25 protein-coding genes are annotated in these 21468 nt (G+C 44.0%); 14 read left to right on the forward strand and 11 right to left on the reverse strand.

Annotated features, from left to right (window positions below; translation table 11 throughout):
• Nucleotides 1-56: 56 nt before the first annotated feature.
• Complete coding sequence (locus tag OGH69_RS02465; RefSeq protein WP_265172852.1) at nucleotides 57-713, forward strand: HAD family hydrolase; 657 nt, start codon at nucleotides 57-59, stop codon at nucleotides 711-713.
• Nucleotides 714-755: 42 nt separating this feature from the next.
• The gene (locus tag OGH69_RS02470; protein WP_265172853.1) at nucleotides 756-1409 is read left to right on the forward strand and encodes an HAD family hydrolase; all 654 of its coding nucleotides are present in this window, start codon (nucleotides 756-758) and stop codon (nucleotides 1407-1409) included.
• Here the strand turns inward: OGH69_RS02470 and trxA are convergent.
• Nucleotides 1406-1711, reverse strand: coding sequence for a thioredoxin (trxA, locus tag OGH69_RS02475; RefSeq protein WP_265172854.1), 306 nt, complete (start codon nucleotides 1709-1711; stop codon nucleotides 1406-1408). The genes OGH69_RS02470 and trxA overlap by 4 nt on opposite strands.
• 168 nt (nucleotides 1712-1879) lie before the next feature.
• On the opposite strand from trxA, the gene OGH69_RS02480 reads away from it, so the two are divergent.
• Nucleotides 1880-3466 carry a L,D-transpeptidase family protein gene (locus OGH69_RS02480; protein WP_265172855.1) on the forward strand — a complete coding sequence of 529 codons (1587 nt, stop codon included), beginning with the start codon at nucleotides 1880-1882 and terminating at the stop codon, nucleotides 3464-3466.
• Between the two features lie 80 nt (nucleotides 3467-3546).
• Here the strand turns inward: OGH69_RS02480 and OGH69_RS02485 are convergent, their stop codons facing one another.
• From OGH69_RS02485 to OGH69_RS02495, 3 genes are all read right to left on the reverse strand, one after another.
• Entirely contained in the window at nucleotides 3547-4230 is a 684-nt protein-coding gene (locus OGH69_RS02485; protein ID WP_265172856.1) for an SIR2 family NAD-dependent protein deacylase, read from the reverse strand.
• 90 nt (nucleotides 4231-4320) lie between these two features.
• Nucleotides 4321-5103 (reverse strand): anti-sigma factor, encoded by a 783-nt coding sequence (locus OGH69_RS02490; RefSeq protein WP_265172857.1) that lies wholly within the window; start codon nucleotides 5101-5103, stop codon nucleotides 4321-4323.
• Nucleotides 5103-5633 (reverse strand): RNA polymerase sigma factor, encoded by a 531-nt coding sequence (locus tag OGH69_RS02495; protein ID WP_265172858.1) that lies wholly within the window; start codon nucleotides 5631-5633, stop codon nucleotides 5103-5105. The genes OGH69_RS02490 and OGH69_RS02495 overlap by 1 nt, the downstream gene beginning before the upstream one ends.
• Nucleotides 5634-5686: 53 nt before the next feature.
• On the opposite strand from OGH69_RS02495, the gene OGH69_RS02500 reads away from it, so the two are divergent.
• The 3 genes from OGH69_RS02500 to OGH69_RS02510 all read left to right on the forward strand — a co-directional run bounded on the left by OGH69_RS02500 (nucleotide 5687) and on the right by OGH69_RS02510 (nucleotide 8480).
• Complete coding sequence (locus OGH69_RS02500; protein ID WP_265172859.1) at nucleotides 5687-6352, forward strand: TrmH family RNA methyltransferase; 666 nt, start codon at nucleotides 5687-5689, stop codon at nucleotides 6350-6352.
• 104 nt (nucleotides 6353-6456) lie between these two features.
• Nucleotides 6457-7491 carry a quinone-dependent dihydroorotate dehydrogenase gene (locus tag OGH69_RS02505; RefSeq protein WP_265172860.1) on the forward strand — a complete coding sequence of 345 codons (1035 nt, stop codon included), beginning with the start codon at nucleotides 6457-6459 and terminating at the stop codon, nucleotides 7489-7491.
• 125 nt (nucleotides 7492-7616) lie between these two features.
• Entirely contained in the window at nucleotides 7617-8480 is an 864-nt protein-coding gene (locus OGH69_RS02510; protein WP_265172861.1) for a hydroxymethylglutaryl-CoA lyase, read from the forward strand.
• Nucleotides 8481-8656: 176 nt separating this feature from the next.
• On the opposite strand, the gene OGH69_RS02515 is transcribed toward OGH69_RS02510, so the two are convergent.
• Nucleotides 8657-9922 carry a cysteate-C-fatty acyltransferase gene (locus OGH69_RS02515; RefSeq protein ID WP_265172862.1) on the reverse strand — a complete coding sequence of 422 codons (1266 nt, stop codon included), beginning with the start codon at nucleotides 9920-9922 and terminating at the stop codon, nucleotides 8657-8659.
• A gap of 184 nt (nucleotides 9923-10106) precedes the next feature.
• Between OGH69_RS02515 and OGH69_RS02520 the strand changes: the two genes are divergently transcribed.
• From OGH69_RS02520 to OGH69_RS02555, 8 genes are all read left to right on the forward strand, one after another.
• The gene (locus OGH69_RS02520) at nucleotides 10107-10445 is read left to right on the forward strand and encodes a TM2 domain-containing protein (protein ID WP_265172863.1); all 339 of its coding nucleotides are present in this window, start codon (nucleotides 10107-10109) and stop codon (nucleotides 10443-10445) included.
• Between the two features lies 1 nt (nucleotide 10446).
• On the forward strand, nucleotides 10447-10851 hold the full coding sequence (locus tag OGH69_RS02525) for a DUF2752 domain-containing protein (protein WP_265172864.1): 405 nt from the start codon (nucleotides 10447-10449) through the stop codon (nucleotides 10849-10851).
• On the forward strand, nucleotides 10827-11360 hold the full coding sequence (locus OGH69_RS02530) for a magnetosome magnetite crystal formation protein family (RefSeq protein ID WP_265172865.1): 534 nt from the start codon (nucleotides 10827-10829) through the stop codon (nucleotides 11358-11360). The genes OGH69_RS02525 and OGH69_RS02530 overlap by 25 nt, the downstream gene beginning before the upstream one ends.
• Before the next feature lie 2 nt (nucleotides 11361-11362).
• On the forward strand, nucleotides 11363-11938 hold the full coding sequence (locus tag OGH69_RS02535) for a non-canonical purine NTP diphosphatase (RefSeq protein WP_265173101.1): 576 nt from the start codon (nucleotides 11363-11365) through the stop codon (nucleotides 11936-11938).
• A gap of 242 nt (nucleotides 11939-12180) precedes the next feature.
• Nucleotides 12181-14016: a DEAD/DEAH box helicase gene (locus tag OGH69_RS02540; RefSeq protein WP_265172866.1), complete on the forward strand. Its 1836-nt coding sequence runs from the start codon at nucleotides 12181-12183 to the stop codon at nucleotides 14014-14016.
• Between the two features lie 79 nt (nucleotides 14017-14095).
• Nucleotides 14096-14869 carry a carboxypeptidase-like regulatory domain-containing protein gene (locus OGH69_RS02545; RefSeq protein ID WP_265172867.1) on the forward strand — a complete coding sequence of 258 codons (774 nt, stop codon included), beginning with the start codon at nucleotides 14096-14098 and terminating at the stop codon, nucleotides 14867-14869.
• Between the two features lie 95 nt (nucleotides 14870-14964).
• Nucleotides 14965-16203, forward strand: a complete 1239-nt coding sequence (pepT, locus tag OGH69_RS02550; RefSeq protein WP_265172868.1) for a peptidase T — start codon at nucleotides 14965-14967, stop codon at nucleotides 16201-16203.
• A gap of 6 nt (nucleotides 16204-16209) precedes the next feature.
• Nucleotides 16210-16788: a YdeI/OmpD-associated family protein gene (locus tag OGH69_RS02555; RefSeq protein ID WP_265172869.1), complete on the forward strand. Its 579-nt coding sequence runs from the start codon at nucleotides 16210-16212 to the stop codon at nucleotides 16786-16788.
• Between the two features lie 382 nt (nucleotides 16789-17170).
• Here the strand turns inward: OGH69_RS02555 and OGH69_RS02560 are convergent, their stop codons facing one another.
• The 6 genes from OGH69_RS02560 to OGH69_RS02585 all read right to left on the reverse strand — a co-directional run bounded on the left by OGH69_RS02560 (nucleotide 17171) and on the right by OGH69_RS02585 (nucleotide 21356).
• Complete coding sequence (locus OGH69_RS02560) at nucleotides 17171-17416, reverse strand: hypothetical protein (protein WP_265172870.1); 246 nt, start codon at nucleotides 17414-17416, stop codon at nucleotides 17171-17173.
• Nucleotides 17417-17574: 158 nt separating this feature from the next.
• The gene (locus tag OGH69_RS02565; protein ID WP_265172871.1) at nucleotides 17575-18399 is read right to left on the reverse strand and encodes a hypothetical protein; all 825 of its coding nucleotides are present in this window, start codon (nucleotides 18397-18399) and stop codon (nucleotides 17575-17577) included.
• 43 nt (nucleotides 18400-18442) lie between these two features.
• Nucleotides 18443-18724 (reverse strand): preprotein translocase subunit YajC, encoded by a 282-nt coding sequence (gene yajC / locus OGH69_RS02570; RefSeq protein ID WP_265172872.1) that lies wholly within the window; start codon nucleotides 18722-18724, stop codon nucleotides 18443-18445.
• A 3-nt stretch (nucleotides 18725-18727) separates the two neighbouring features.
• On the reverse strand, nucleotides 18728-19198 hold the full coding sequence (locus OGH69_RS02575) for a DUF1573 domain-containing protein (RefSeq protein ID WP_265172873.1): 471 nt from the start codon (nucleotides 19196-19198) through the stop codon (nucleotides 18728-18730).
• Between the two features lie 22 nt (nucleotides 19199-19220).
• The gene (nusB, locus tag OGH69_RS02580) at nucleotides 19221-20165 is read right to left on the reverse strand and encodes a transcription antitermination factor NusB (protein ID WP_265172874.1); all 945 of its coding nucleotides are present in this window, start codon (nucleotides 20163-20165) and stop codon (nucleotides 19221-19223) included.
• 87 nt (nucleotides 20166-20252) lie between these two features.
• Nucleotides 20253-21356, reverse strand: coding sequence for a Glu/Leu/Phe/Val dehydrogenase dimerization domain-containing protein (locus OGH69_RS02585; RefSeq protein ID WP_265172875.1), 1104 nt, complete (start codon nucleotides 21354-21356; stop codon nucleotides 20253-20255).
• Between the last annotated feature and the right edge of the window lie 112 nt (nucleotides 21357-21468).

Genomic DNA, 21468 nt, shown 5'->3' on the forward strand with positions numbered 1-21468 from the left:
TCTGCTGTTTTATTGTTACAGTATCATAGCGTATTTTTGCAACTTTAGATATAGCTATGATAAAAACCGTAATATTTGATATGGACGGCGTGATCGTTGATACCGAGCCAGTTCATTATTTTGCCTACAACCAGCATTTTAAGCACCTTAATATTGAAGTTTCTGATGAAATGTATGGTTCCTTTACAGGTAATTCTACCAAAAATGTTTATCAAAAACTGAAAGAAACCTTTCAGTTGCTTGATGAAGTGGATGGTCTGGTAGATTATAAGAGGGAACTTTTTAATAACGCTTTTGACCAAAAGGAGGATCTTGACCTATTGCCAGGTGTAAAAAATCTAATCGTTGACCTTCATAGTAATGGCATGCAACTGGTTTTAGCGTCATCATCTGCTAAAGTTACAATCAACAGGGTTTTTACGCGGTTTGGCCTGTACCCTTACTTCTCTCACATCGTTAGCGGAGAGGATTTCCCAAAATCAAAACCTCACCCCGCCATTTTCGAAAAAGCTGCTGAGCTTTCCCGAACACCAAAGGATGAATGCATCATAATCGAGGACAGCACCAATGGCATTAAAGCTGCCAAAGCTGCCGGCATCTTCTGCATCGGCTATAAAAGCGAAAATGCCATACTGCAGGAACTGGCTGAAGCGGATATGATCATTAGCCATTTTAATGAATTGGACTACAGTAAAATAAGAGATATTAAATAATTCCGTGCATAGATGCCACTAAACGCCTAACCAAAACTGATTATGAGAAAAGCCGTAATATTTGATATGGATGGGGTAGTAGTGAATACCGAACCCATTGGTTATAGTGCCAACCAAAAAATGTACAAAGCTTTAGGCATTACAGTGCCTGATGAGATATACAGTACATTTATCGGCAATTCTGACAAGAACATAATCCAGAAACTGAAAGGCCTTTACCAAATAGAAAAGACACACGAAGAACTGCTGGAAGAAAAATATAGATTTTATTTTGAGGCATTTGATAATGCATCTGACCTTGAGTTGATTCCGGGTGTAAAAGACCTGATTATTGAACTTCATGCCAAAGGAATAAAACTATTACTGGCTTCGTCTGCCTCAAAGCGTAAAATTAAGGCTGTATTTACACGCTTTGGCCTGCATCCCTACTTTGATGCTAAAATAAGCGGTGAGGATTTTGAATTTTCCAAGCCCAATCCCGATATATTCCTTGAAGCTGTAAAGCAATCCGGGTTCTCGAAAGATGAATGCATCATTATTGAAGACAGCACAAATGGTATTAAATCTGCAAAAGCCGCCGGTGTGTACTGCATCGGATATAGAAGTGAGCATTCAATGGGGCAGGATACCTCACTGGCCGATATGGTCATAAGCGATTTTAAGGAATTGGATTTTGAAAAGATAAAAACTCTTTAGTCCTTAAAATTTTTTATAGTCCTGATTATTTCTTCTTTAGGTACGACCCCTGATTGTCGCCAAAGCATTTTCCCATTTTGGAATAGCATCAGCGTAGGCACGCCCTTTACCTGAAAACGGGGATTGCCCATTAATACCTGGTTTTTATCAACATCCACCTTAAAGATTTTTATTTCGTCTCCCAGTGTATCTTTTACGTCTTTAAGTATGGGTGCGAGCATTTGGCAAGGGCCACACCACGTGGCGAAAAAATCGATCAATATCATTTCTTTGCCATTGATAAGGGTATTGAAACTGTCCATAATTTTTACATTTTAAGTATAAAGTTAATAAACCATTGGATGGCGCGTTAACCTTTTACACAAAATTATGATAACACATTGTAAGCTCATAATTGTTAGTTAAATCTGACAAGAAATGCAGATAGTCAAATGTTAAAATGATTACTTTTAATCAAAAGAATAACAGCCATGAAAAAAGCACATATTATAATTGCCCTACTGTTTGGGTTTACATTTACCAACATCTCCTGTAAAAAGGACAAAGATAAAATTGAAGCTGATGCTAGCACTGAAGTCCATGATCATGAGGGAGCAGATATACCTTTAGATGCTTCCGGTTTTGACCCTTTCTTTGCTAAATTCCCGCAATACAAAGAATATGAAAAGGACATCCGCGAGCTATACCAAAAGCACAACCATTATATATGGCACGAAAAACGTGGGCTTATCGAATTTGCGGAAGTCCTTTATAATCGCGTGAACCAATTAGATGATGAAGGATTGCCAATGAAAATACCATATAAAAAGAACCTGGACGAAATTTTTGAGGATGCAGGAAGGGGCGAAAAACCTAATATGGAGTCGGAATTGCTTATCAGTTCAATGTACATGTATTATGCCAATAAGACATTAAATGGCCTTGATGACGAAAAAAGCCGTCAAACGGGCTGGTTCCTGCCAAGGGAAAAACTGGATTATGTTGCCTATCTTGATACATTGATGAAGGAGCCTCAAAAAATTAAAGGTGATAAATCAGAAGTATTTGCAATGTACTTTGGATTAAAGAAAGCGCTTCAAAAATACCGTGAGATTGAAAAGAAGGGGGGCTGGGGCGAAATTACACTTGAAAAAGGAGTAAAGTCGCTTAAAGAAGGCGATTCGGCCACCGCAATAGTGCAGATACGGAAGCGTCTTGCATTGGAAGGCTATCTGAAAAGCGACTCCAAAAGCGCGATATATGACAGCGATCTTGCAGCAGGATTGAAACGATACGAAGAAAAACATAACCGTGAGTTTGACGGTAAAATAGGCCCTGCTATGGTAAAGGAACTTAATGTGCCTGTTGCTGAACTCATAAGGAGGATTACCGTAAATATGGAGCGTTGCCGTTGGGTCCCGACAGCCATCAACAAGCAGCAGGAATATATAGTTGTGAATATACCGTCTTATCGTATGCGGTATGTAAAGGACGGAAAGCCATTCCTTATATCAAAAGTTGTAGTAGGTAAGGAGCTTAACAAAACCGTAGTATTCAGCGGGCAGATGAGTTATCTTGTTTTCAGCCCGTACTGGAATGTACCGAAAAGCATCCTTGAAAAGGAAATCAAGCCGGGAATAGCCAAAGATGCTAATTATCTTGCAAAACATAACATGGAGTGGAATGGGCAAAGCGTAAGGCAAAAGCCCGGAGGACAGAATTCACTGGGTAAAGTGAAATTCATGTTCCCTAACTCTAATAATATTTATTTGCATGATACGCCTGCTAAAAGTCTTTTCAATGCTGATGACAGGGCGTTTAGCCATGGATGCGTAAGGGTTGAAAAAGCGCGTGAATTGGCTTTGGCTATTACAAAAGACCAGGCTGGCTGGAGCGAAAGCAAAGTTGATGCCGCCATGAATGGAACCACGGAAACCTACTTTAACCTGAAAAGGAAAATACCGGTATACCTGACTTATTTTACGGCCCTTGCCGATGAAGATGGCAATGTAGCTTTCTATGATGATATTTATGAGAGGGATGGCAGGCTGTCGCAGTTCTTGTATGCAGCTAAATAGGGTTTAATAAAAAGCAACCGGCCACAAACACTAATATTATCACTATTTTAATGGTGAAATTATTGGAATTTGTGGCTTTTTTATGTCAGCAATTTTTCCCTCACAATCTCCATGCCTTCGCTGCCAATTTTAGCGATTACTTGCACTGGGTTGGCCATATAGGGAATAGACGCAGGGTTTGGGTCTACATAAAAGATTGATGTATCTGGCCTTGCGTAATCCATTAACCCTGCAGCCGGATATACCTGTAAAGAAGTACCTATAACAATAACATAATCTGCTTTCTCAACAATAATTATTGCTTCGGTAATAGCAGGAACGGCTTCGCCGAACCATACGATATGCGGGCGGAGCTGGTGGCCATCAGTATGCATGTCGCCAAGATTGATGTCATCCTTCCATTCAACAAAATCAGAGCTGTTTACACTCCGAGCTTTTAACAATTCGCCGTGGAGGTGCAGCACGTTGGTGCTGCCGGCACGCTCGTGCAGGTCGTCCACATTCTGTGTGATGACTGTTACTTCAAAATCTTTTTCCAGTTCGGCAATGATGATATGTGCTTTGTTGGGCTGTACTTCAAAAAGCTGCCTGCGTCGCTGATTGTAAAAGTCGAGTACTAATGCGGGATTTTTACGGAAACCTTCTGGTGTGGCGACATCCATTACGTCATGGCCTTCCCACAATCCGTCGGCATCTCGAAAGGTTCTGATACCGCTTTCGGCACTTACACCCGCACCTGATAATACTACTAGTTTCTTTTTCATTTTGTCGTGCTTGTTTCTCGTTAAATAAATGATTTATGACAAAGGAAAGAAAATATTATCGCTGACGCTTAATAAAAATACAATGCAGGACTACACTTTACCCAGTGTATACAACTGCTCCAATGTAGGGGTTACGCTGCCGCCCGCAGGTTCCAGCGTGATTCCGAAGGCTTCTGCCTGGTCGAAATTCTCTACCTGAAGTATGCCGTTGCTGTTGGCTGCGTTGTCAAGTACGCCTATGCTGGTCGGTGTAAGTGGGTCTAGCTTCAGTGCCCAAACCTGGTATACCTTACCGGCAGGAGGTTCCGGCAATCCGGCAATATCCACGTATATTTCTTTTTTGTTAGGGTTTACGTATACCTTGGCATAGGCTTGTGGCGCTACAGCTTGTCCTTCGAGTTTTACTACGGTATTGAACTGATCCCTGATTACGGCAAGCGCTTTCTCATTTTCCGTATTTTTAACGTTGAGTTCAGCTACCATCTGCTCAAATTTTCCACGTTCTTTGGTCACCGCTTCTACTTCTTTGGTTACCTCATTGTATTCGTAGTATTGGTAGGCCAGCCCGAACATAAGTATGACGGCCGCGGCCCAGCCTATCCATAACGTTATACCTTGTCGCTGTTTAATTTCAACTACTCCACCATGCTTTTCGATGAGCTGTTGGCGTATGCGGTCATAAACCTCTGCTGAAAGGTAAGGGGCAAAACTGTATGACAGGCTTATTACGGCCTTTTCGATAGACACTATCTCTTCCTGTATTTCGCGACTGTCTTCGGCGCGTTTCATTACCTCAAGGTTTTCCTCATCAGAAAGCCTGCCGAAAACGTAAAGTTCCAGTATGCCCGATTCTATATATTCCCTTGTATCCATTATACTTGTAATAGTGTTCGTAAATCTTTAATGCAGCTTCGGTTTTGCGTCTTCACCGTTCCAAGGGGCAATTCCAGCTCTTCCGAAGCCTCTTGCTGCGTGTAGCCTTTAAAGAAAAGCAGGTCGATAATACGGATGCATTTGGGTTTTAGCTTTTTGATGAATTCCCTTATGCCTATCGCGTCAATCTTTGCGGGTGCGCTGCCATTTTGGTCAAGTATATGTACGAAGTTATCAACGGACAGGTTTTTCAGGCTGTTATTATGGCTCTTTGAACGCAGCCTGTCAATGGAGGCATTGCGTGCAATATTGAGTATCCAGGTAAAAAAACGCCCTTTTGTGTCGTTATACGAATCGATGTTCTTCCAGATTTTTATAAAGACTTCCTGTAAAACATCTTCACTTTCTTCTCTGTCGTTCAGTATGTTAAAGATAATTCCATAGAGGCTTTTGGAATACATGTCATATAGGGTTGTAAACGCCCTCCCATCTTTTTTGTAGATTTGTTCAAGTAATTCTTCTTGTGTCATAGTGCCGGTTTGGTTTTTAAATATAGGAAGAATTTTTAACTTATCAGCCCTTTATGAAAAATACAACAGATATCGAATACCTTAATTACCTCGAAGGATTTATGACCAAAGGCCGGGCCGAACGTTTCCGTGATGTGCTTTCGCGCCGTACACGTCATTTTACCGTGGCAGTGGAGGACATTTTCCAGCTTTATAATACCAGTGCCGTAATGCGTACCTGTGAGGTTTTTGGAATCCAGGATTTGCACGTTATCGAAGAAAAGTATGGCAAAACTATAGATAAGGAAATCGCACTGGGTGCTCAAAAGTGGGTCGACGTACACCGCTACGATTCGGTCGCTCCCTGCATTGCCCGGCTAAAGGCCGATGGCTACCGAATTATTGCTACATCGCCCCACGAAGGTTCCTGCCTGCTGGAGGATTTTGACATTAACCGACGATCCGCCTTGTTCTTTGGTACTGAAAGAGATGGCCTATCCGATGAGGTTCTCAAGCACGCTGACGGTTTTCTTAAAATTCCAATGGTAGGTTTTACGGAAAGCCTGAACATATCATCATCCGCGGCAATTGTAATTCAGGATATTACCCACAGGCTCAGGCAATCGGGTATTGGGTGGGGTTTAAATGAAGAAGAAACACTCGAAAAACGCATTGACTGGGCAGAGAAGACGATAAAAGATATTGACTTCATTAAACGGCAGTATTTTGAGCGTAGCTAACCCTATATGTTTAACAGCCTGTTTTATACTTTGTAAAACTAATTGGGCAAACTTTTTATAATAAGGGAGGATAGTCATAAATTTGCAGCAACAACACAACTATTATGTACAAATCACTCATCAGGCCATTGCTTTTTCGCTTCGACCCCGAAAAAGTACACCACTTCACATTTTCATCAATACGTTTCCTGAATAACATCCCCGGAATCCCGTCGGCTTTGCGTTCGGCTTATGAAGTATCAGATCCGCGGCTTGAACGTGAAGTTTTCGGATTGAAATTCAAGAATCCGGTTGGGCTTGCGGCAGGGTTGGACAAGGATGCCAAGCTCTATAAAGAGCTGTCAGGGCTGGGCTTCGGGTTTATCGAAATCGGTACGCTTACGCCAAAACCCCAGGAAGGCAACCCCAAAAAGCGCCTTTTCCGCCTGCGGGAGGACAGCGCCATCATCAACCGGATGGGGTTCAATAATGGGGGAGTGGCTGCTGCTGTGGAACGCCTGAAAAAAAATCCGAAAGGGAAAAACCATGTGCTGATAGGGGGAAATATAGGGAAGAATAAGGTGACTTCTAATGATGATGCTGTAGGAGATTATGAGATATGCTATGAGACTTTATATGACTATGTTGATTACTTTGTGGTCAATGTGAGTTCGCCAAATACACCCAACCTTCGTGAGCTGCAGGATAAGGAACCCCTGACGAAACTTTTGCAGACTTTGCAGGACAGAAACAACAGCAAACCTAAGGCCAAACCCATTCTCCTGAAAATTGCACCCGACCTGACCGATGACCAGCTGCTCGATATCATCGACATTGTGAAGGTGACGAAGATAGCCGGGGTCATTGCGACCAATACCACCATTTCCCGTGAGGGACTTTTATCTGAAAATAAGGCAGAAGCAGGGGGGCTGAGCGGCAAACCCTTAGCCAAACGCTCTACCGAAGTGATACGCTTCCTCTCCGAGAAAAGCAATAAGGCTTTCCCTATTATAGGTGTAGGAGGTATCCATTCTGCCGATGATGCCATGGAGAAACTCGAGGCAGGCGCTAGCCTGGTGCAGTTATATACCGGTTTTATTTATGAGGGGCCGGGGCTGATAAAGGCGATCTGTAAGAAAATCTTACTTTCAAAGTCGTAAAGTTGGAAAGTCGTAAAGCCCTGAAGTACATAAAAAACTTTGCAACTTTATGACTTTACGACTTTGGAACTTTTTAAAAGAAATCGATTTCGTAAACCCCAATTCTTTTTTATCTTTGGGCTTCTATGGACAAAGTCAAAATTATCGAATGCCCGAGGGATGCCATGCAGGGCATCAAGGCATTCATTCCCGCCGAAAGGAAAATAAGCTACATCCAGTCGCTGCTGCGGGTGGGTTTTGATACCATTGATTTCGGCAGCTTCGTGTCGCCCAAAGCCATTCCGCAAATGCAGGACACGGCTGAGGTACTTGCCAACCTCGACCTTTCGGCCACCGAAAGCAAGCTGCTTGCTATTATTGCCAATACCAAAGGAGCTGAAGATGCCGCTCAGCATGCACCGATACAATATTTGGGCTATCCGTTTTCCATTTCGGAGAACTTCCAGATGCGAAATACCCACAAAACCATTGCGGAATCATTAGTCACTTTACAGGAGATACTTAATATTGCTGATAAGTCGGGTAAGGAGGTAGTGGCTTACCTGTCCATGGGATTTGGCAACCCTTATGGCGACCCGTGGAATGTACAAATAGTAGGGGAGTGGACCGAAAAGCTGGCCCGCATGGGTGTCAAGATTCTTTCCCTGTCCGATACTGTTGGAAGTTCAACACCCGATGTTATAACGTACCTGTTTTCCAACCTGATTCCGAAATACCCAGACATCGAGTTCGGTGCCCACTTGCATACCACCCCCGACAAATGGCACGAAAAGGTAGATGCTGCCTATAAAGCCGGGTGCCTCCGCTTTGATGGTGCGATACAAGGTTTCGGCGGATGCCCGATGGCTAAGGATGACCTAACAGGCAACATGCCGACCGAGAAAATGCTATCCTACTTTACCTCTGTAAAAGCCGACCATAACTTGCGCGCCATGAGCTTTGAAAGCGCTTACAATGAAGCTACGAAGCTTTTTGGGGAGTATCATTAATTGGTTGTCGGTTTTCAGTTGTCAGTTGTCGGTTGATGCTTGTCAGTAAGGTTAGGTGTTTTTTAAATTCGTTCCAAAATAATGGCAGTCTGCCGCTGCGTTACAGGTAACTGAGGTGGGGCCATAAAAAAAGCTGCCGGTTTCCCTGACAGCTTTTCCAATATTGTATGAATAACTTACTCCGCAGATACATCCACCGTTGTAGCGGCAGCGATTTGCTTGTACGTACCGTTCTGTAATTTCTCACGGATAGCTTCATAGGCCGCAAGTGTCTGGTTGATGTCTTCCAGGGTGTGGGTTGCGGTAGGGATCATCCTCAACAGGATAATGCCTTTCGGGATAACCGGATACACTACTATTGAAAGGAAGATGCTGTAATTTTCCCTCAGGTCGTTTACCATGACCATTGCTTCGGGGATGCTGCCTTCCAGGTACACCGGCGTAACGCAGGTGTTGGTATCGCCAATATTGAAACCCCTTTCTTTAAGGCCGTTCTGCAATGCGTTCACATTTTCCCAAAGCTTGTCTTTCAGCTCCGGCATGGTGCGCAGCATGTCAAGGCGCTTCAAAGCCCCTTTTACGAGAATCATTGGCAATGACTTGGCAAACATCTGTGAGCGCAGGTTGTATTTCAGGAAGTCGATCACGTCTTTATCCGCTGCTACAAAAGCGCCAATGCTGGCCATTGATTTGGCGAAAGTCGAAAAGTATACGTCGATACCGTCCTGGCAGCCTTGTTCTTCACCGGCGCCGGCGCCTGTTTTGCCAAGCGTACCGAAGCCGTGGGCATCATCCACCAAAAGCCTGAAGTTGTATTTTTGTTTAAGTGCAACAATCTCTTTCAGTTTGCCCTGTTGGCCGCGCATCCCGAAAACGCCTTCAGTAATTACAAGGATACCGCCTCCGGTAGTCTCGGCCATGTTGGTAGCGCGCTCAAGATTCTTCTCAAGGCTTTCCACATCGTTATGCTTATAGGTAAAGCGCTTGCCCATGTGGAGGCGAACGCCGTCGATAATACAAGCGTGGGAGTCTACATCATATACGATCACATCATTTTTTGAAACCAAAGCATCAATGGTAGAAACCATTCCCTGGTAACCGAAGTTCAGCAGGTAAGCCGATTCCTTTTGAACGAAAGAAGCCAGTTCCTGCTCCAGTTGCTCGTGGAAGGTGGTGTGCCCGCTCATCATCCTTGCGCCCATAGGGTAGGCAGCACCATATTCGGCAGCGGCCTCAGCATCTGCTTTACGTACTTCAGGGTGGTTGGCAAGCCCCAGGTAATCATTGATGCTCCAGTTGAGTACTTCCTTGCCGTGGAACATCATCCTGCTGGATAGTGGCCCTTCCAGTTTAGGGAAAACATAATAGCCTTCAGCCTGTGAAGCCCATTTTCCAAGCGGGCCTTTATTTTTCTGTATCCTTTCAAAAAGATCTTTTACCATAATTCATTTTGCGTTTTAAAACGCCCCAAAAATAACTATTAAATATGTTCTGTCATAATATTAAAAGAAGGTTATTTTCATTTTAGGTTCTTTAGCCTGTAATTGCCCGATATTATTACTGTGTTTGTTAAACTCAATAAAATATTTTTATATTTACGGCAATAACAACCAAAAATAAACCAAAATGGATTCACAAAGAGTTGACATGTACCTGATGACCAATGCAAAATTTTTCCAGCCGCAGCATCTTAATTATGTACGCGAAAGGCTGCTTGCAATGGATGATTCTAAATGGGGTATGATCCAGTCGGTAGAGTTGAAGGACCCTACAACAATACTTATCGTTTCAATCCTTGCCGGAGGGCTTGGCATTGACCGTTTCCTGATCGGCGACACAGGCCTTGGAGTGGCTAAGCTGCTTACGTGTGGTGGAGTAGGTATTTGGACGATAATCGACTGGTTCCTTATTATGGACCTTACCCGCCAGAAAAACATGGAAAAACTGCAGCCATTCCTGGGCTAAAATGACAAGGAACAGGCTATACCTGATAACAGGTGTGCTGCTGGCTGCCGGTTATGGCTGGCTGCTGTATGCGTGGGACAAGGCGCACCGTAGCGATTTTACCCCCTGCATATTTAAGAACACCACGGGTATAGCCTGCCCTTCCTGCGGGAATACACGGTCGGTTTTGGCTGTGGCGCACGGGGACTTTGCCGACGCGCTGCTGATAAACCCATTGGGGCTGCTGTTGGCATTGCTTATGATGGCACTGCCGTTTTGGATTGTGTATGACCTTGCTGCAAAAAAAGACACCTTTTACAAAAGTTTCCGTAAATTTGAGCAGACGGCCGGGATCCGATGGGTAGCCATCGTCTTGGTGGTCCTCATAATTTTAAACTGGGCATGGAACATTCACAAGGGACTTTAAAAAATGGCGCAGAAGCCATACATCCGTATGAATATGAGCAGGCATCCAAAAGCTACCTCATGGCCGTGGTAGCCGTCATTGCTGCCTTGCCGCTTCCTATCGTCAACGTGCTGGCTTCGGCAGGATATTACCTGGCACACCGGAAGTCGGGCTACTTTGTACGCTGGCATTCTATCCAGGCCATATTGGTACAGCTTATCATGCTGCCCTTTAACAGCTTCCTCTTTTGGTGGACAGTATCATTGCTATTCAGTGAGGAGCGCTTTCCGCGCCGCCATGGCAGGCATGCTATTGAAGGCCCGGTAACTTTCGACGAAATTTTTTCTTCTGCGTCGCTCTACTACTGGCTGTACCTTTCCATAATAGTATTTCTTAACATTGTTGAATTTTTCAGCGTAATCTATACGGCCGGCCGGGTAGGCAAAGGCCACAATGTGCGCTGGTTCCTGATTTCGGACATTACCGATGCCCTTTGCAGCAGGAAGAACCGCGACCCTTATAAAATCTGATGATGAAGATCGTTTTTGCCTCCAACAATAAGAATAAGATCATTGAGATAAAGCACCAGTTGCCGGCAGACATCGAACTGCTGAGCCTGGAGGACATCGGGTGCCATGAAGACATACCTGAAACTGCTGATACCATTGAAGGGAATGCCATTCTTAAAGCCGACTACGTGACCCGGAAATATGGCTACGATTGTTTTGCCGATGATACGGGGCTGGAGGTCAATGCGCTGAACGGTGCGCCGGGTGTATACTCGGCCCGCTATGCAGGGGAGCAAAAAAACGCCGGCGATAATATGCACAGGCTTTTGCTCGAGCTCGGCAATAACCCTGACAGGAGTGCCCGATTCAAAACTGTAATAGCGCTGAATCTTAATGGGCAGCAGCATTTGTTTACCGGCCTTGTAGAAGGAAATATTACCTATGAGAAGGCTGGCGAAGGGGGCTTTGGGTATGACCCCATCTTTAAGCCGGAAAATCTGGATGTGACCTTTGCGCAAATGTCGCTGGATGAAAAAGCACAAATGAGCCACAGGGGGAGGGCAGTAGCACAATTGGTTACATTTTTGAAACGATATTAAGCCACCGGTATTTCAACATATTTCTGCGCGACATCAGGATGTAGGATTAGCCCTTATTTTGCATCAATTTCGTCACGGTTACCCCGGCTATCCGACATTTTGCGAAACCCCGGAAATACCCCTGCAGGGGAGTGGAAACATAACTTTCTGATTTTCAATTTATTTAATTGTAAGAAATGTGTTCTGTATATTAGATTATCTCGCTAATAAACAGTACCTTTGCACCAATTTTAAAAATATACATGAATAAATTTGAACAATTAGGATTGAATGAATCGCTTCTGAGGGCGATAAACGATCTAGGATTTGAGAATCCGTCAGAAGTACAGGAAAAAGCGATTCCCCTATTATTGGAAAAAGATACAGATATTGTAGCGCTTGCGCAAACGGGGACAGGGAAAACAGCAGCTTTTGGTTTTCCGCTTATCCAAAAAATAAACCCTGAAAACAGGGAAACACAGGCACTTATCCTTTCACCGACACGTGAGCTTTGCCTGCAGATTACCAACGAAATTAAGCTTTATTCCAAGTATATCAAGGGTGTTAACACCGTTGCAGTATATGGCGGGGCAAGCATTACAGAGCAGGCCAGGGAAATAAAGCGCGGTGCGCAGATCATCGTGGCTACTCCGGGAAGGATGCAGGACATGATTAATCGCGGGCTGGTAAACATTTCTAAAATCGACTTCTGTATCCTTGATGAGGCAGATGAGATGCTGAACATGGGCTTTTATGATGATATCGTAAACATCCTTTCTACCTCACCGGACGATAAGAGCACGTGGCTTTTCTCGGCTACCATGCCGCAGGAAGTGGCGCGTATCGCCAAAGAATTCATGCGCAAGCCGCTTGAGATCACTGTGGGCCATAAGAATTCGGGTTCATCTACAGTATCGCACGAGTTTTACCTTGTGAATGCACGCGACCGCTATGAGGCGCTGAAGCGTTTGGCCGATGCCAACCCGGACATCTTCTCGGTTATCTTCTGCCGTACAAAAAGGGATACCCAGGCAGTTGCCGAAAAACTGATCGAGGACGGGTACAACGCCGCTGCACTGCATGGCGACCTTAGCCAGGCACAGCGCGACGGTGTTATGAAATCCTTCCGTGGCAGGCAGATACAGATGCTTGTGGCTACCGACGTTGCCGCCAGGGGTATCGATGTAGATAACGTTACGCACGTGATCAATTACCAGCTGCCGGACGAGATCGAGACCTACAACCACCGTAGCGGACGTACGGGTCGTGCCGGAAAGCTGGGTACATCCATCGTAATCATTACTAAAAGTGAACTGCGTAAAATATCTGCCATTGAGAGGATTATCAAACAAAAGTTTGAAGAAAAAACAATACCTTCAGGCATTGAGATATGTGAAATACAGCTGTTCCACCTTGCTAACAAGATTAAGGATGTTGAAGTTGACCATGAGATTGACTCATACCTTCCTGCCATCTATGAGGTAATGAAAGACCTTACTAAAGAGGAGCTGATCAAGAAGATGGTATCGGTTGAATTTAACCGCTTCATCAACTACTATAAAAAGAACAGGGACCTTTCGGCACAAAAAGCAGGTTCGGAACGCAGGGAAAGCTTTGCCTCAAATGACGGCGGAAGCGGAAACGGCGCGGTGCGTTACTTTGTAAACATTGGGTCGAGGGATAACTTCGACTGGATGAGCCTGAAGGATTTCCTTCGTGATACGCTTGGCCTTGGACGCGACGATGTATTTAAAGTGGATGTAAAAGAAGGCTTTTCCTTCTTTAATACAGATGCCGAACACAGTGAGGTCGTTCTGGAAACCCTGAACAGTATGCACCTTGAAGGCCGCAGGCTGAATGTTGAAATATCCAAGAATGACGGACGTGACAACAACAACCGCAGGGACCACAACGGCAGGAGCGGTGGTGGCTTTAAGCGTGCCGGAGGCGACAGGAGCACCGACCGCAATGCCAGAAGTGAACGCAGGGGCGAATCGTTTGGAGGCGGCAGGAGCGGGGCCAGGACACAAAGCCCGGCAGGACGCGCACCGCGCAGGAGCAGTGATTCGACAGGATCGCGTAAGCCGAGGAGGAGCTAAGCGAAATAATTTCGCATAATTATATACTAACTACAAAATATCCCGTTTGTTTATTACTTTTACATCAGATAAGCAGCCGATGAGATATTTTGTAGTTTTTTTATTTTTATTTTTTACCCTTATATCCGGCGCACAGGATGCCCAAAATGCCGGGACTGTGTCGGGGACGATCCTCACTGATGTGGACCAGCTGCCCGTACAGGGCGTTAACGTGATTAACATCAATAAAGTAAGGGGCGTAGTAACCGATGCAAAGGGTAACTTTACCATTGAGGCGGTTGCCAACGATACGCTGCATATCTCCTACATAGGTTTCCAGTCCATCAAAGTGCGCGTAACCAATGACTGGATCAAATACAAAACTGTAGCCAAAATTCCAATTACCGAACGCGCCTACACGCTTAATGAAGTTGTTGTAGACAAATACCACCTTACCGGATATCTTCCTGTTGATTCCAAGCTGATTCCCGTAAAGGAGAGTTACCGCTATAACATAGCGGGGCTTACACAGGGCTACGAGGGCGGCGAAAATTCGCCGGGTGCCTTTAAGCGCGTGCTTAGCAACATGTTTAACCCGGCCGACCTGTTGCACAACCTGTTTGGTAAAAAAGGCAACGAGATGCGCAGGCTGCGCGACATGAAAAAGGATGATACTGTACGCAATGCGCTGGCCGCCAAATTTGACCGCGAAACCCTTGCAGCATTATTGGGTGTGACCAAGGAAGACATTGCTGACATACTCGAGCATTGCAATTATTCGCAGGAATTCATAACAACCGCCAACGACCTCCAGATCATGGATGCCATAAGCGGCTGTTATGAGGAATATAAGGTGCTGAACAGGAGCAAGTAGTGACTTTACTTAATCGGTAGGCTGAATACGATAACTTATAAGTGTTTCAGGATAATTAATAAATCGTAAATTTGTTGCTAAACAAATAAACGAACATGCAGCATATCATTGACCGGTTCATTAGCTATGTAACCGTTGACACCGAATCTGACCCTAATTCTGATACAACCCCCAGCACCGCAAAGCAATGGGACCTTGCCAGGCAGCTTGTCGAAGAGCTGAAGCAAATTGGCCTTGAGGATGTAACCATCGACGATAATGCGTACATCATGGCGACCCTGCCATCCAATGTAGAGCATGATGTGCCGGTTATAGGGTTTGTGTCGCATTTTGATACAACTCCCGATTTTACAGGAGCTAACATCAAACCGCAGATAATTAAAAATTATGATGGCGGAGACATTATCCTGAATAAAGAACAAGGCATTGTGCTGTCTCCCAATTACTTTAAAGATCTCCTGCAATACAAGGGCCAGACCATAATTACTACCGATGGCATGACCTTGCTGGGTGCAGATGATAAGGCCGGCATTACCGAGATTGTCACTGCAATGGAATTCCTGATACAACATCCTGAGATAAAGCACGGAAAAATACGCATCGGTTTTACACCTGATGAGGAAATTGGCCGTGGCGCGCATAAGTTTGACGTAGCAAAATTCGGTGCTGACTGGGCGTATACTATGGACGGCAGCCAGATAGGGGAGCTGGAATACGAGAACTTTAACGCCGCAGGTGCAAAAGTAACCTTTAAAGGCAAGAGCGTGCATCCGGGTTATGCAAAAGGAAAGATGATCAACTCCATGCTTATTGCCAATAAGTTCATTTCGAAATTACCGAAAGAGGAAGTGCCGGAAAAGACTTCGGGCTATGAAGGGTTTTTCCATGTTACAGGGATTAGCGGGAGCATAGAAGAAACTACGGTGCAGCTCATCATCCGCGACCACGACAAAAAGCAATTTGAGAAGCGCAAAAAACTGGTTAAGAAGATTGTCGATGGCATTAACCGTAAATACGAAAAGCAATTTGGCGGTGACATCGCTGTGGCGGAAGTAAAAGACCAATACTACAACATGAAGGAAAAGGTAGAGCCTGTCTTTCATATTGTGGATATTGCTGAACAAGCCATGAAAGACCTTGGTATTAAGCCGCTCATTAAGCCGATACGTGGCGGTACGGATGGCTGCCAGTTATCCTATATGGGATTGCCGTGCCCGAATATTTTTGCAGGGGGGCATAACTTCCATGGCAAATATGAGTACGTTCCTGTAGAAAGCATGCAGAAGGCGGTCGAAGTCATTGTGCGGATTGCTGAGCTTACAGCGCAAAAGTAACAACCTGTGGAAAAGGAAAAGAAAGTTTGGGACAAGATGCATCTTTGGGAGACAGAGCTCGAGGCGCTTAAAGCTATACTTGCTAAAACCGAACTGGTAGAAACTGTAAAATGGGGTGCTCCAACTTATACGCTCAATGGCAAGAATGTTTTGGGCATAGGAGGGTTTACCAATTATTTTACAATATGGTTCTATAAAGGTGTTTTCCTGAAAGATCCTGCCAATGTGCTGGTCAATGCACAGGAGGGTACTACAAAGTCACTGAGGCAATGGCGTTTCGAAACAAAAGACGATGCCAATGAAAAACTGATCCTGCAATATGCTGCTGAAGCCATTGAAGTAGAAAAGGCAGGAATGGCAATCAAACCACAGAAAAAAGAATTTTCCATACCCGAAGTCCTGCAAAAGGAACTGGATGCATCGGCAGAACTGGCTGCAGCCTTTGCAGCCTTCAAGCCATATAAACAGAATGAATTTTTGGAATATGTCGGTTCTGCCAAACGGCTGGAAACGCAAATTTCACGTTTGGAAAAAGTAAAGCCATTGATATTGGAAGGACGGGGGCTGAATGATAAATACAGATAGTTGTCAGTCTCAGTCTCAGTTTTCAGTTAGCGTTTGACAAAATAAATAATCCCCATCTCAGAATTCCATGATGGGGATTATATTGCTGTTATTACAGCGCAGGTTTCACTACATTACACTTATTCGCCGATATTTGCCGTGTTGCTGACCGGTTTCCGCATAAAGCGCCGGCGTAGGTTGCTGCCCTGTACGAACGGGTGGAAAGTACAGCGCCCCTTACAGCCTCCATCGGCAAAACTGACTACCCGTCATCTTCGCTTCGACATCGTGTATTGCAATTGTTGCCTGTTTATGATGTAAAGTTACATAATACTTTACTATGCTTTTCTTAATGCAAGCCTAAGCTGTTGTTAAAGTACAGGCCTAGTTTGCTTTCTTTTAACTACGCCACTATCCGGGGATAGAAAACGGTACACATCATGCCTTCGCTTGCCTTTTCGGAATGAGGGCAGTGTGGGGTCTGGAATTTTGAACATTTCAGGCAATCGGTTTCCCTGCTTAGTACAGCGCGAAATTCATAAGCACCGCATGCCTGTGTCTCTGCTGTGATTACTTCGTGTATGTTGCACACCTGGCCTTTAATATGGTGATCGCAGTTGCCGCAACAATTTGCTAATTTGATGTCCATGGCTTTATAGTTTTGATTATATCATAAAGTTACGGAGATCTGCTTTTAGAAGAATTATAAATAATTGTTAAACAGCAGTTTATAAATAGAGTGATTAAAAATAAGATGGTATTGTATTGAAAATGTGAACCTAATTGATACTATTCTAATTATCCTGTTTACAATTCATTGTTAACGTAATGCAAAAATGATCCATCCAGTACCGCCTCAAGCCATTGGGTAAAGTCGTCATATACAGGAATGAATCCATTATCAAGTTCTTTTGAGAGCCATATTTTTAATCCATTTTCAACCGAAGCATTATAGGCTACATAAACCATATTGCCGTCTTCGTCGCATTGGTCGGCTACAGCATAAAACCCGTTAGGACTGAGCAGCGGATAATCCCTTATAGCGCTTCCGTCCCAGTAGCCAAATCCATAAACCAAAATACTCAATTCTTCCGATGCGATACTCATGTCGCCGTACTGGCTCAGGTAATAATAATACCCTTCATCATTGATATATGGTGTATCTGTCTTTATAGAGATAGCGTCATTGAGATAGGGGCGTATGGTTTCCTTAGGGTTAGAAGTTTGGAGCTGGTATTTCTCAGAAAGCGCAGTTATGAGAGTATCTGTTTTTTCAATCCTTGGCACTATATCTACAGGGTTTACCTTTATGTTATCAAATCGGGCTTGCATATCGAAAAAGATGCGCTCCATTGTAGTTAGTGTTCCGGGTGCCCCATAAAGCGAATTGCTATAAGGATTATTTTGCAATGTCAAACGGTCATATACCGATAACCTGCCTGCATTGGCGTTTTTCTTAGGTACTAAAAATGTCCAAACCCTTTCAGCAGGGCCATCAAGGGTTTCAATTACCTGTGCGGAGAATTTTTTTATAAGATAATCCGCTATGGAATCAAAATCCTCATAGGTTTCCATGGCATAAATAGATAAGGACAGCTTGTCTTTGCCTTTTTCCAAGTGCACTGTTTTCATATTGTAAATATAAAAAAATCCCCATCGTGTGATGGGGACTTTGTTATGCTTTAGCCGGTGCGTTTAACTTTTGGCTCAGTTCGAGTGATATCGCACTGCGTTCCAGTTTCAGCTTGCCTGCCATAGTTTCTATGACTACGGTATCGCTTGCCAGTTCGGCTATCCTGCCGTGTATACCACTTTTGGTGATGATTTTGTCGCCCACCTTTAGCGCCTGTTCAAATTCCTTTTCGAGTTTTTGCTTTTTCTGCTGTGGCCTTATCATCATAAAGTAGATAACCACGAACATTAAGATTAACGGTAAAAACGTTTGTAATTGTTCCATGTATTAGTGTTTAACAACGCCTATGCCGCCTGCTGCAACATTGGCTTTAAATTTAAGTATTTCGGTACCTTTTTCGGTATTTAAGGTCACTGTTACGTCTTTAGACTGGTTACCGCTTTTTCCGGTTGAGTCGAACGTTACCTTTATCTCACCCTGGCCACCCGGCTTTACAGGAGTCTGTGTGTAGCTTGGTACGGTACACCCGCAGCTTGCCTTTACATTGCTTATTACAAGGTCGGCAGTCCCTTCATTGGTGAATTTATAGGTGTGCTCTACTTTTACGCCCGATTGGATGGTTCCAAAGTCGTGCTCAGGGTTTTCAAATTTTATTACTGGGAGCTTTCCTGCTTCCGCGTGGGCAAGCTCGGCTTTTTTTGCCGTCGCATCATCAATGCGAAGTGCAGCATTCTCTTTTTTGCATGATGTAAGTGTTATTGCTGCTATGGCAAGCATGGCGAATGATTTGTTGATCATTTTATAGTAAATTTTAGTGGTTTTACATTAAGCCTCTTCCGGTCTTTATTAACTTATTATTCGTCTGGTAATCCTTCACCAGGTTGTCAAGGATACCGTTGATAAAGATACTGCTTTTTGGCGTAGAATATTCCTTTGCGATTTCAAGGTATTCGTTTATTGTAACTTTAACCGGTATCGAAGGGAATTTAAGAAACTCACATATTGCCATTTTGAGAGTGATTGCATCAATTTCGGCAATTCGCTCTGTATCCCAGTTTGGGGTTTTGTCTATGAATTCCTTTGCCAGCTCTACTTCATTGAGTACAGTCTTACGGAAAAGGTCGCGCACAAAATCCTTGTCGTCGGCATCTTTATATAGTTTGGGTACACAATAAGCATCTTTACCTTCTTGTGTAAGCTGCTTCAGCTGTTTAGCAATGTATGTATTTACCAATGGAATATCGTCTACCCAAGTAAGCTTATGGTCTTCAAGGTATTCGTATAGCTTTTCGTTGGGTGCAACTACTTCAGTAAACAGGTCGTGTACAAACCGGCGGTCTTCTTCCCAGTCATTCTCCTTGTTATGCATGTATTTTTGGTACACTTCGCTGTTTTTTACATCCTCAAGCAAAAGCAGGATGTAATCGTCGTTGCGTTTCCAGTTGTCAATTTTGCGGTCCTCCATGGCAATGCTTAACGGATTGCTTTCATTCAGCAGCTGTAATACCTGGTTGTGGATAAATTTCCTGTTTGGATTGCGCTCCTCGGGAGTGGCAAGGTGCTTTTTTTGCGATTTGTCTATGTAATCTTCTTCAGCGTTCCTGATCTCTACAAGGGCCGAGACCATGATTAAATATAAATCGCGGATGTTTTCGATACTGTTAAAAAGGAATTTTTCTTCCCTTTCCATATTATCCGAATCGTTTTGATGCATGGCGTATATGGATTGCATCACCTTCACCCGTATGTGTCTTCTGTTTAACATCCGTCTTTAAGAACCTTTAGAAAATTAGCGAAGCGAAAGGACATCCTTTCGCTTCGCAAAATTAAAAATAATATCGTTTTACGCTAATTATTTAGCGGTTTCTTTTTTCCTGTCATCAATGCGCTTCTGTGCAATAGACATTGCGGCCTGCTGCGTAGTGATGTTGTTGGCTTCTGCGTGGCTGAAAATCTCCAGGGTAGTGTTGTAAATGTTTTCAGTCCTCCTCATTGCTTCAGCCTTGTCGTAGCCTACGATTTCAGCATACACATTGATGATGCCGCCTGCATTGATAAGGAAGTCAGGAGCGTAAGCAATGCCCTTTTCCATAAGTATGCGGCCGTGTACCTGCTCAACAGCAAGCTGGTTGTTGGCAGCACCTGCAATAACTTTAGCCTTTAGCTTATTGATGGTTTCATCATTAACCGTAGCGCCAAGGGCACATGGTGCGTAGATGTCTACATCTGCGGTATAAACGTCATCGCCTGTATAGATTGAAGCACCGTATTTGATGGCAACTTCTTCCATCCTTGCTTCGTTGATGTCGGATATGGTTACAAGCGCACCTTCTTTAGTAAGATAGTCGATAAGGGTTTCGCCCACATGGCCTGTTCCCTGTACCAGTACTTTTTTGCCGCCAAGGTTGTTAGATCCAAACTGGTGCATAGCTGCTGCCTTCATGCCCATGTAAACGCCATAGGCAGTTACCGGGGAAGGGTTTCCTGAGCCGCCACGAGATTCAGAGATGCCGGTTACATGCTTGGTTACATCATTAATGCGGTCCATGTCGGCAGTGGTTGTACCCACATCTTCAGCAGTGATATATTTTCCGCTAAGCGAATCTACAAACTGTCCAAACCTTGTGATCATCTCGGGGGTTTTGTCCAATTTAGAGTCGCCTATGATAACAGCTTTACCTCCTCCAAGATTAAGTCCTGAAATAGCTGACTTATATGTCATGCCTCGTGATAACCTCAATACGTCATTCAAGGCTTCCCATTCATTGGCATATTTCCACATCCTGGTACCGCCAAGCGCAGGTCCTAAAACCGTATTATGGATACCGATTATTGCTTTTAAACCTGTATCTTTGTCATGGCAGAAAACAACCTGCTCATGATCGTTGAAAGATGCCTGTCCAAAAACCGGATCAACCTTTATAAGGTCGTTAGCCTTAATAACTTCTGCTATCATAATAGAATCTTTTAAAATTTGAAATTATTCAAAAACGTGATACAAAATTAAACATATAATTAAGATAAGGCAATATATTTGTATTTTTTTACGTAATCAATAATTAAGAGCG

It is taken from the genome of Flavobacterium sp. MFBS3-15 (assembly GCF_026107645.2).
GTDB lineage: Bacteria > Bacteroidota > Bacteroidia > Flavobacteriales > Flavobacteriaceae > Flavobacterium.

Excerpts from the sequence above, each read along its gene's own strand:
- OGH69_RS02465 (WP_265172852.1), top strand. The coding sequence starts at position 57 with ATGATAAAAACCGTAATATTTGATATGGACGGCGTGATCGTTGATACC.
- OGH69_RS02470 (WP_265172853.1), top strand. The coding sequence starts at position 756 with ATGAGAAAAGCCGTAATATTTGATATGGATGGGGTAGTAGTGAATACC.
- trxA (WP_265172854.1), bottom strand. The coding sequence starts at position 1,711 with ATGGACAGTTTCAATACCCTTATCAATGGCAAAGAAATGATATTGATC.
- OGH69_RS02480 (WP_265172855.1), top strand. The coding sequence starts at position 1,880 with ATGAAAAAAGCACATATTATAATTGCCCTACTGTTTGGGTTTACATTT.
- OGH69_RS02485 (WP_265172856.1), bottom strand. The coding sequence starts at position 4,230 with ATGAAAAAGAAACTAGTAGTATTATCAGGTGCGGGTGTAAGTGCCGAA.
- OGH69_RS02490 (WP_265172857.1), bottom strand. The coding sequence starts at position 5,103 with ATGGATACAAGGGAATATATAGAATCGGGCATACTGGAACTTTACGTT.
- OGH69_RS02495 (WP_265172858.1), bottom strand. The coding sequence starts at position 5,633 with ATGACACAAGAAGAATTACTTGAACAAATCTACAAAAAAGATGGGAGG.
- OGH69_RS02500 (WP_265172859.1), top strand. The coding sequence starts at position 5,687 with ATGAAAAATACAACAGATATCGAATACCTTAATTACCTCGAAGGATTT.
- OGH69_RS02505 (WP_265172860.1), top strand. The coding sequence starts at position 6,457 with ATGTACAAATCACTCATCAGGCCATTGCTTTTTCGCTTCGACCCCGAA.
- OGH69_RS02510 (WP_265172861.1), top strand. The coding sequence starts at position 7,617 with ATGGACAAAGTCAAAATTATCGAATGCCCGAGGGATGCCATGCAGGGC.
- OGH69_RS02515 (WP_265172862.1), bottom strand. The coding sequence starts at position 9,922 with ATGGTAAAAGATCTTTTTGAAAGGATACAGAAAAATAAAGGCCCGCTT.
- OGH69_RS02520 (WP_265172863.1), top strand. The coding sequence starts at position 10,107 with ATGGATTCACAAAGAGTTGACATGTACCTGATGACCAATGCAAAATTT.
- OGH69_RS02525 (WP_265172864.1), top strand. The coding sequence starts at position 10,447 with ATGACAAGGAACAGGCTATACCTGATAACAGGTGTGCTGCTGGCTGCC.
- OGH69_RS02530 (WP_265172865.1), top strand. The coding sequence starts at position 10,827 with ATGGAACATTCACAAGGGACTTTAAAAAATGGCGCAGAAGCCATACAT.
- OGH69_RS02535 (WP_265173101.1), top strand. The coding sequence starts at position 11,363 with ATGAAGATCGTTTTTGCCTCCAACAATAAGAATAAGATCATTGAGATA.
- OGH69_RS02540 (WP_265172866.1), top strand. The coding sequence starts at position 12,181 with ATGAATAAATTTGAACAATTAGGATTGAATGAATCGCTTCTGAGGGCG.
- OGH69_RS02545 (WP_265172867.1), top strand. The coding sequence starts at position 14,096 with ATGAGATATTTTGTAGTTTTTTTATTTTTATTTTTTACCCTTATATCC.
- pepT (WP_265172868.1), top strand. The coding sequence starts at position 14,965 with ATGCAGCATATCATTGACCGGTTCATTAGCTATGTAACCGTTGACACC.
- OGH69_RS02560 (WP_265172870.1), bottom strand. The coding sequence starts at position 17,416 with ATGGACATCAAATTAGCAAATTGTTGCGGCAACTGCGATCACCATATT.
- OGH69_RS02565 (WP_265172871.1), bottom strand. The coding sequence starts at position 18,399 with ATGAAAACAGTGCACTTGGAAAAAGGCAAAGACAAGCTGTCCTTATCT.
- yajC (WP_265172872.1), bottom strand. The coding sequence starts at position 18,724 with ATGGAACAATTACAAACGTTTTTACCGTTAATCTTAATGTTCGTGGTT.
- OGH69_RS02575 (WP_265172873.1), bottom strand. The coding sequence starts at position 19,198 with ATGATCAACAAATCATTCGCCATGCTTGCCATAGCAGCAATAACACTT.
- nusB (WP_265172874.1), bottom strand. The coding sequence starts at position 20,165 with ATGTTAAACAGAAGACACATACGGGTGAAGGTGATGCAATCCATATAC.
- OGH69_RS02585 (WP_265172875.1), bottom strand. The coding sequence starts at position 21,356 with ATGATAGCAGAAGTTATTAAGGCTAACGACCTTATAAAGGTTGATCCG.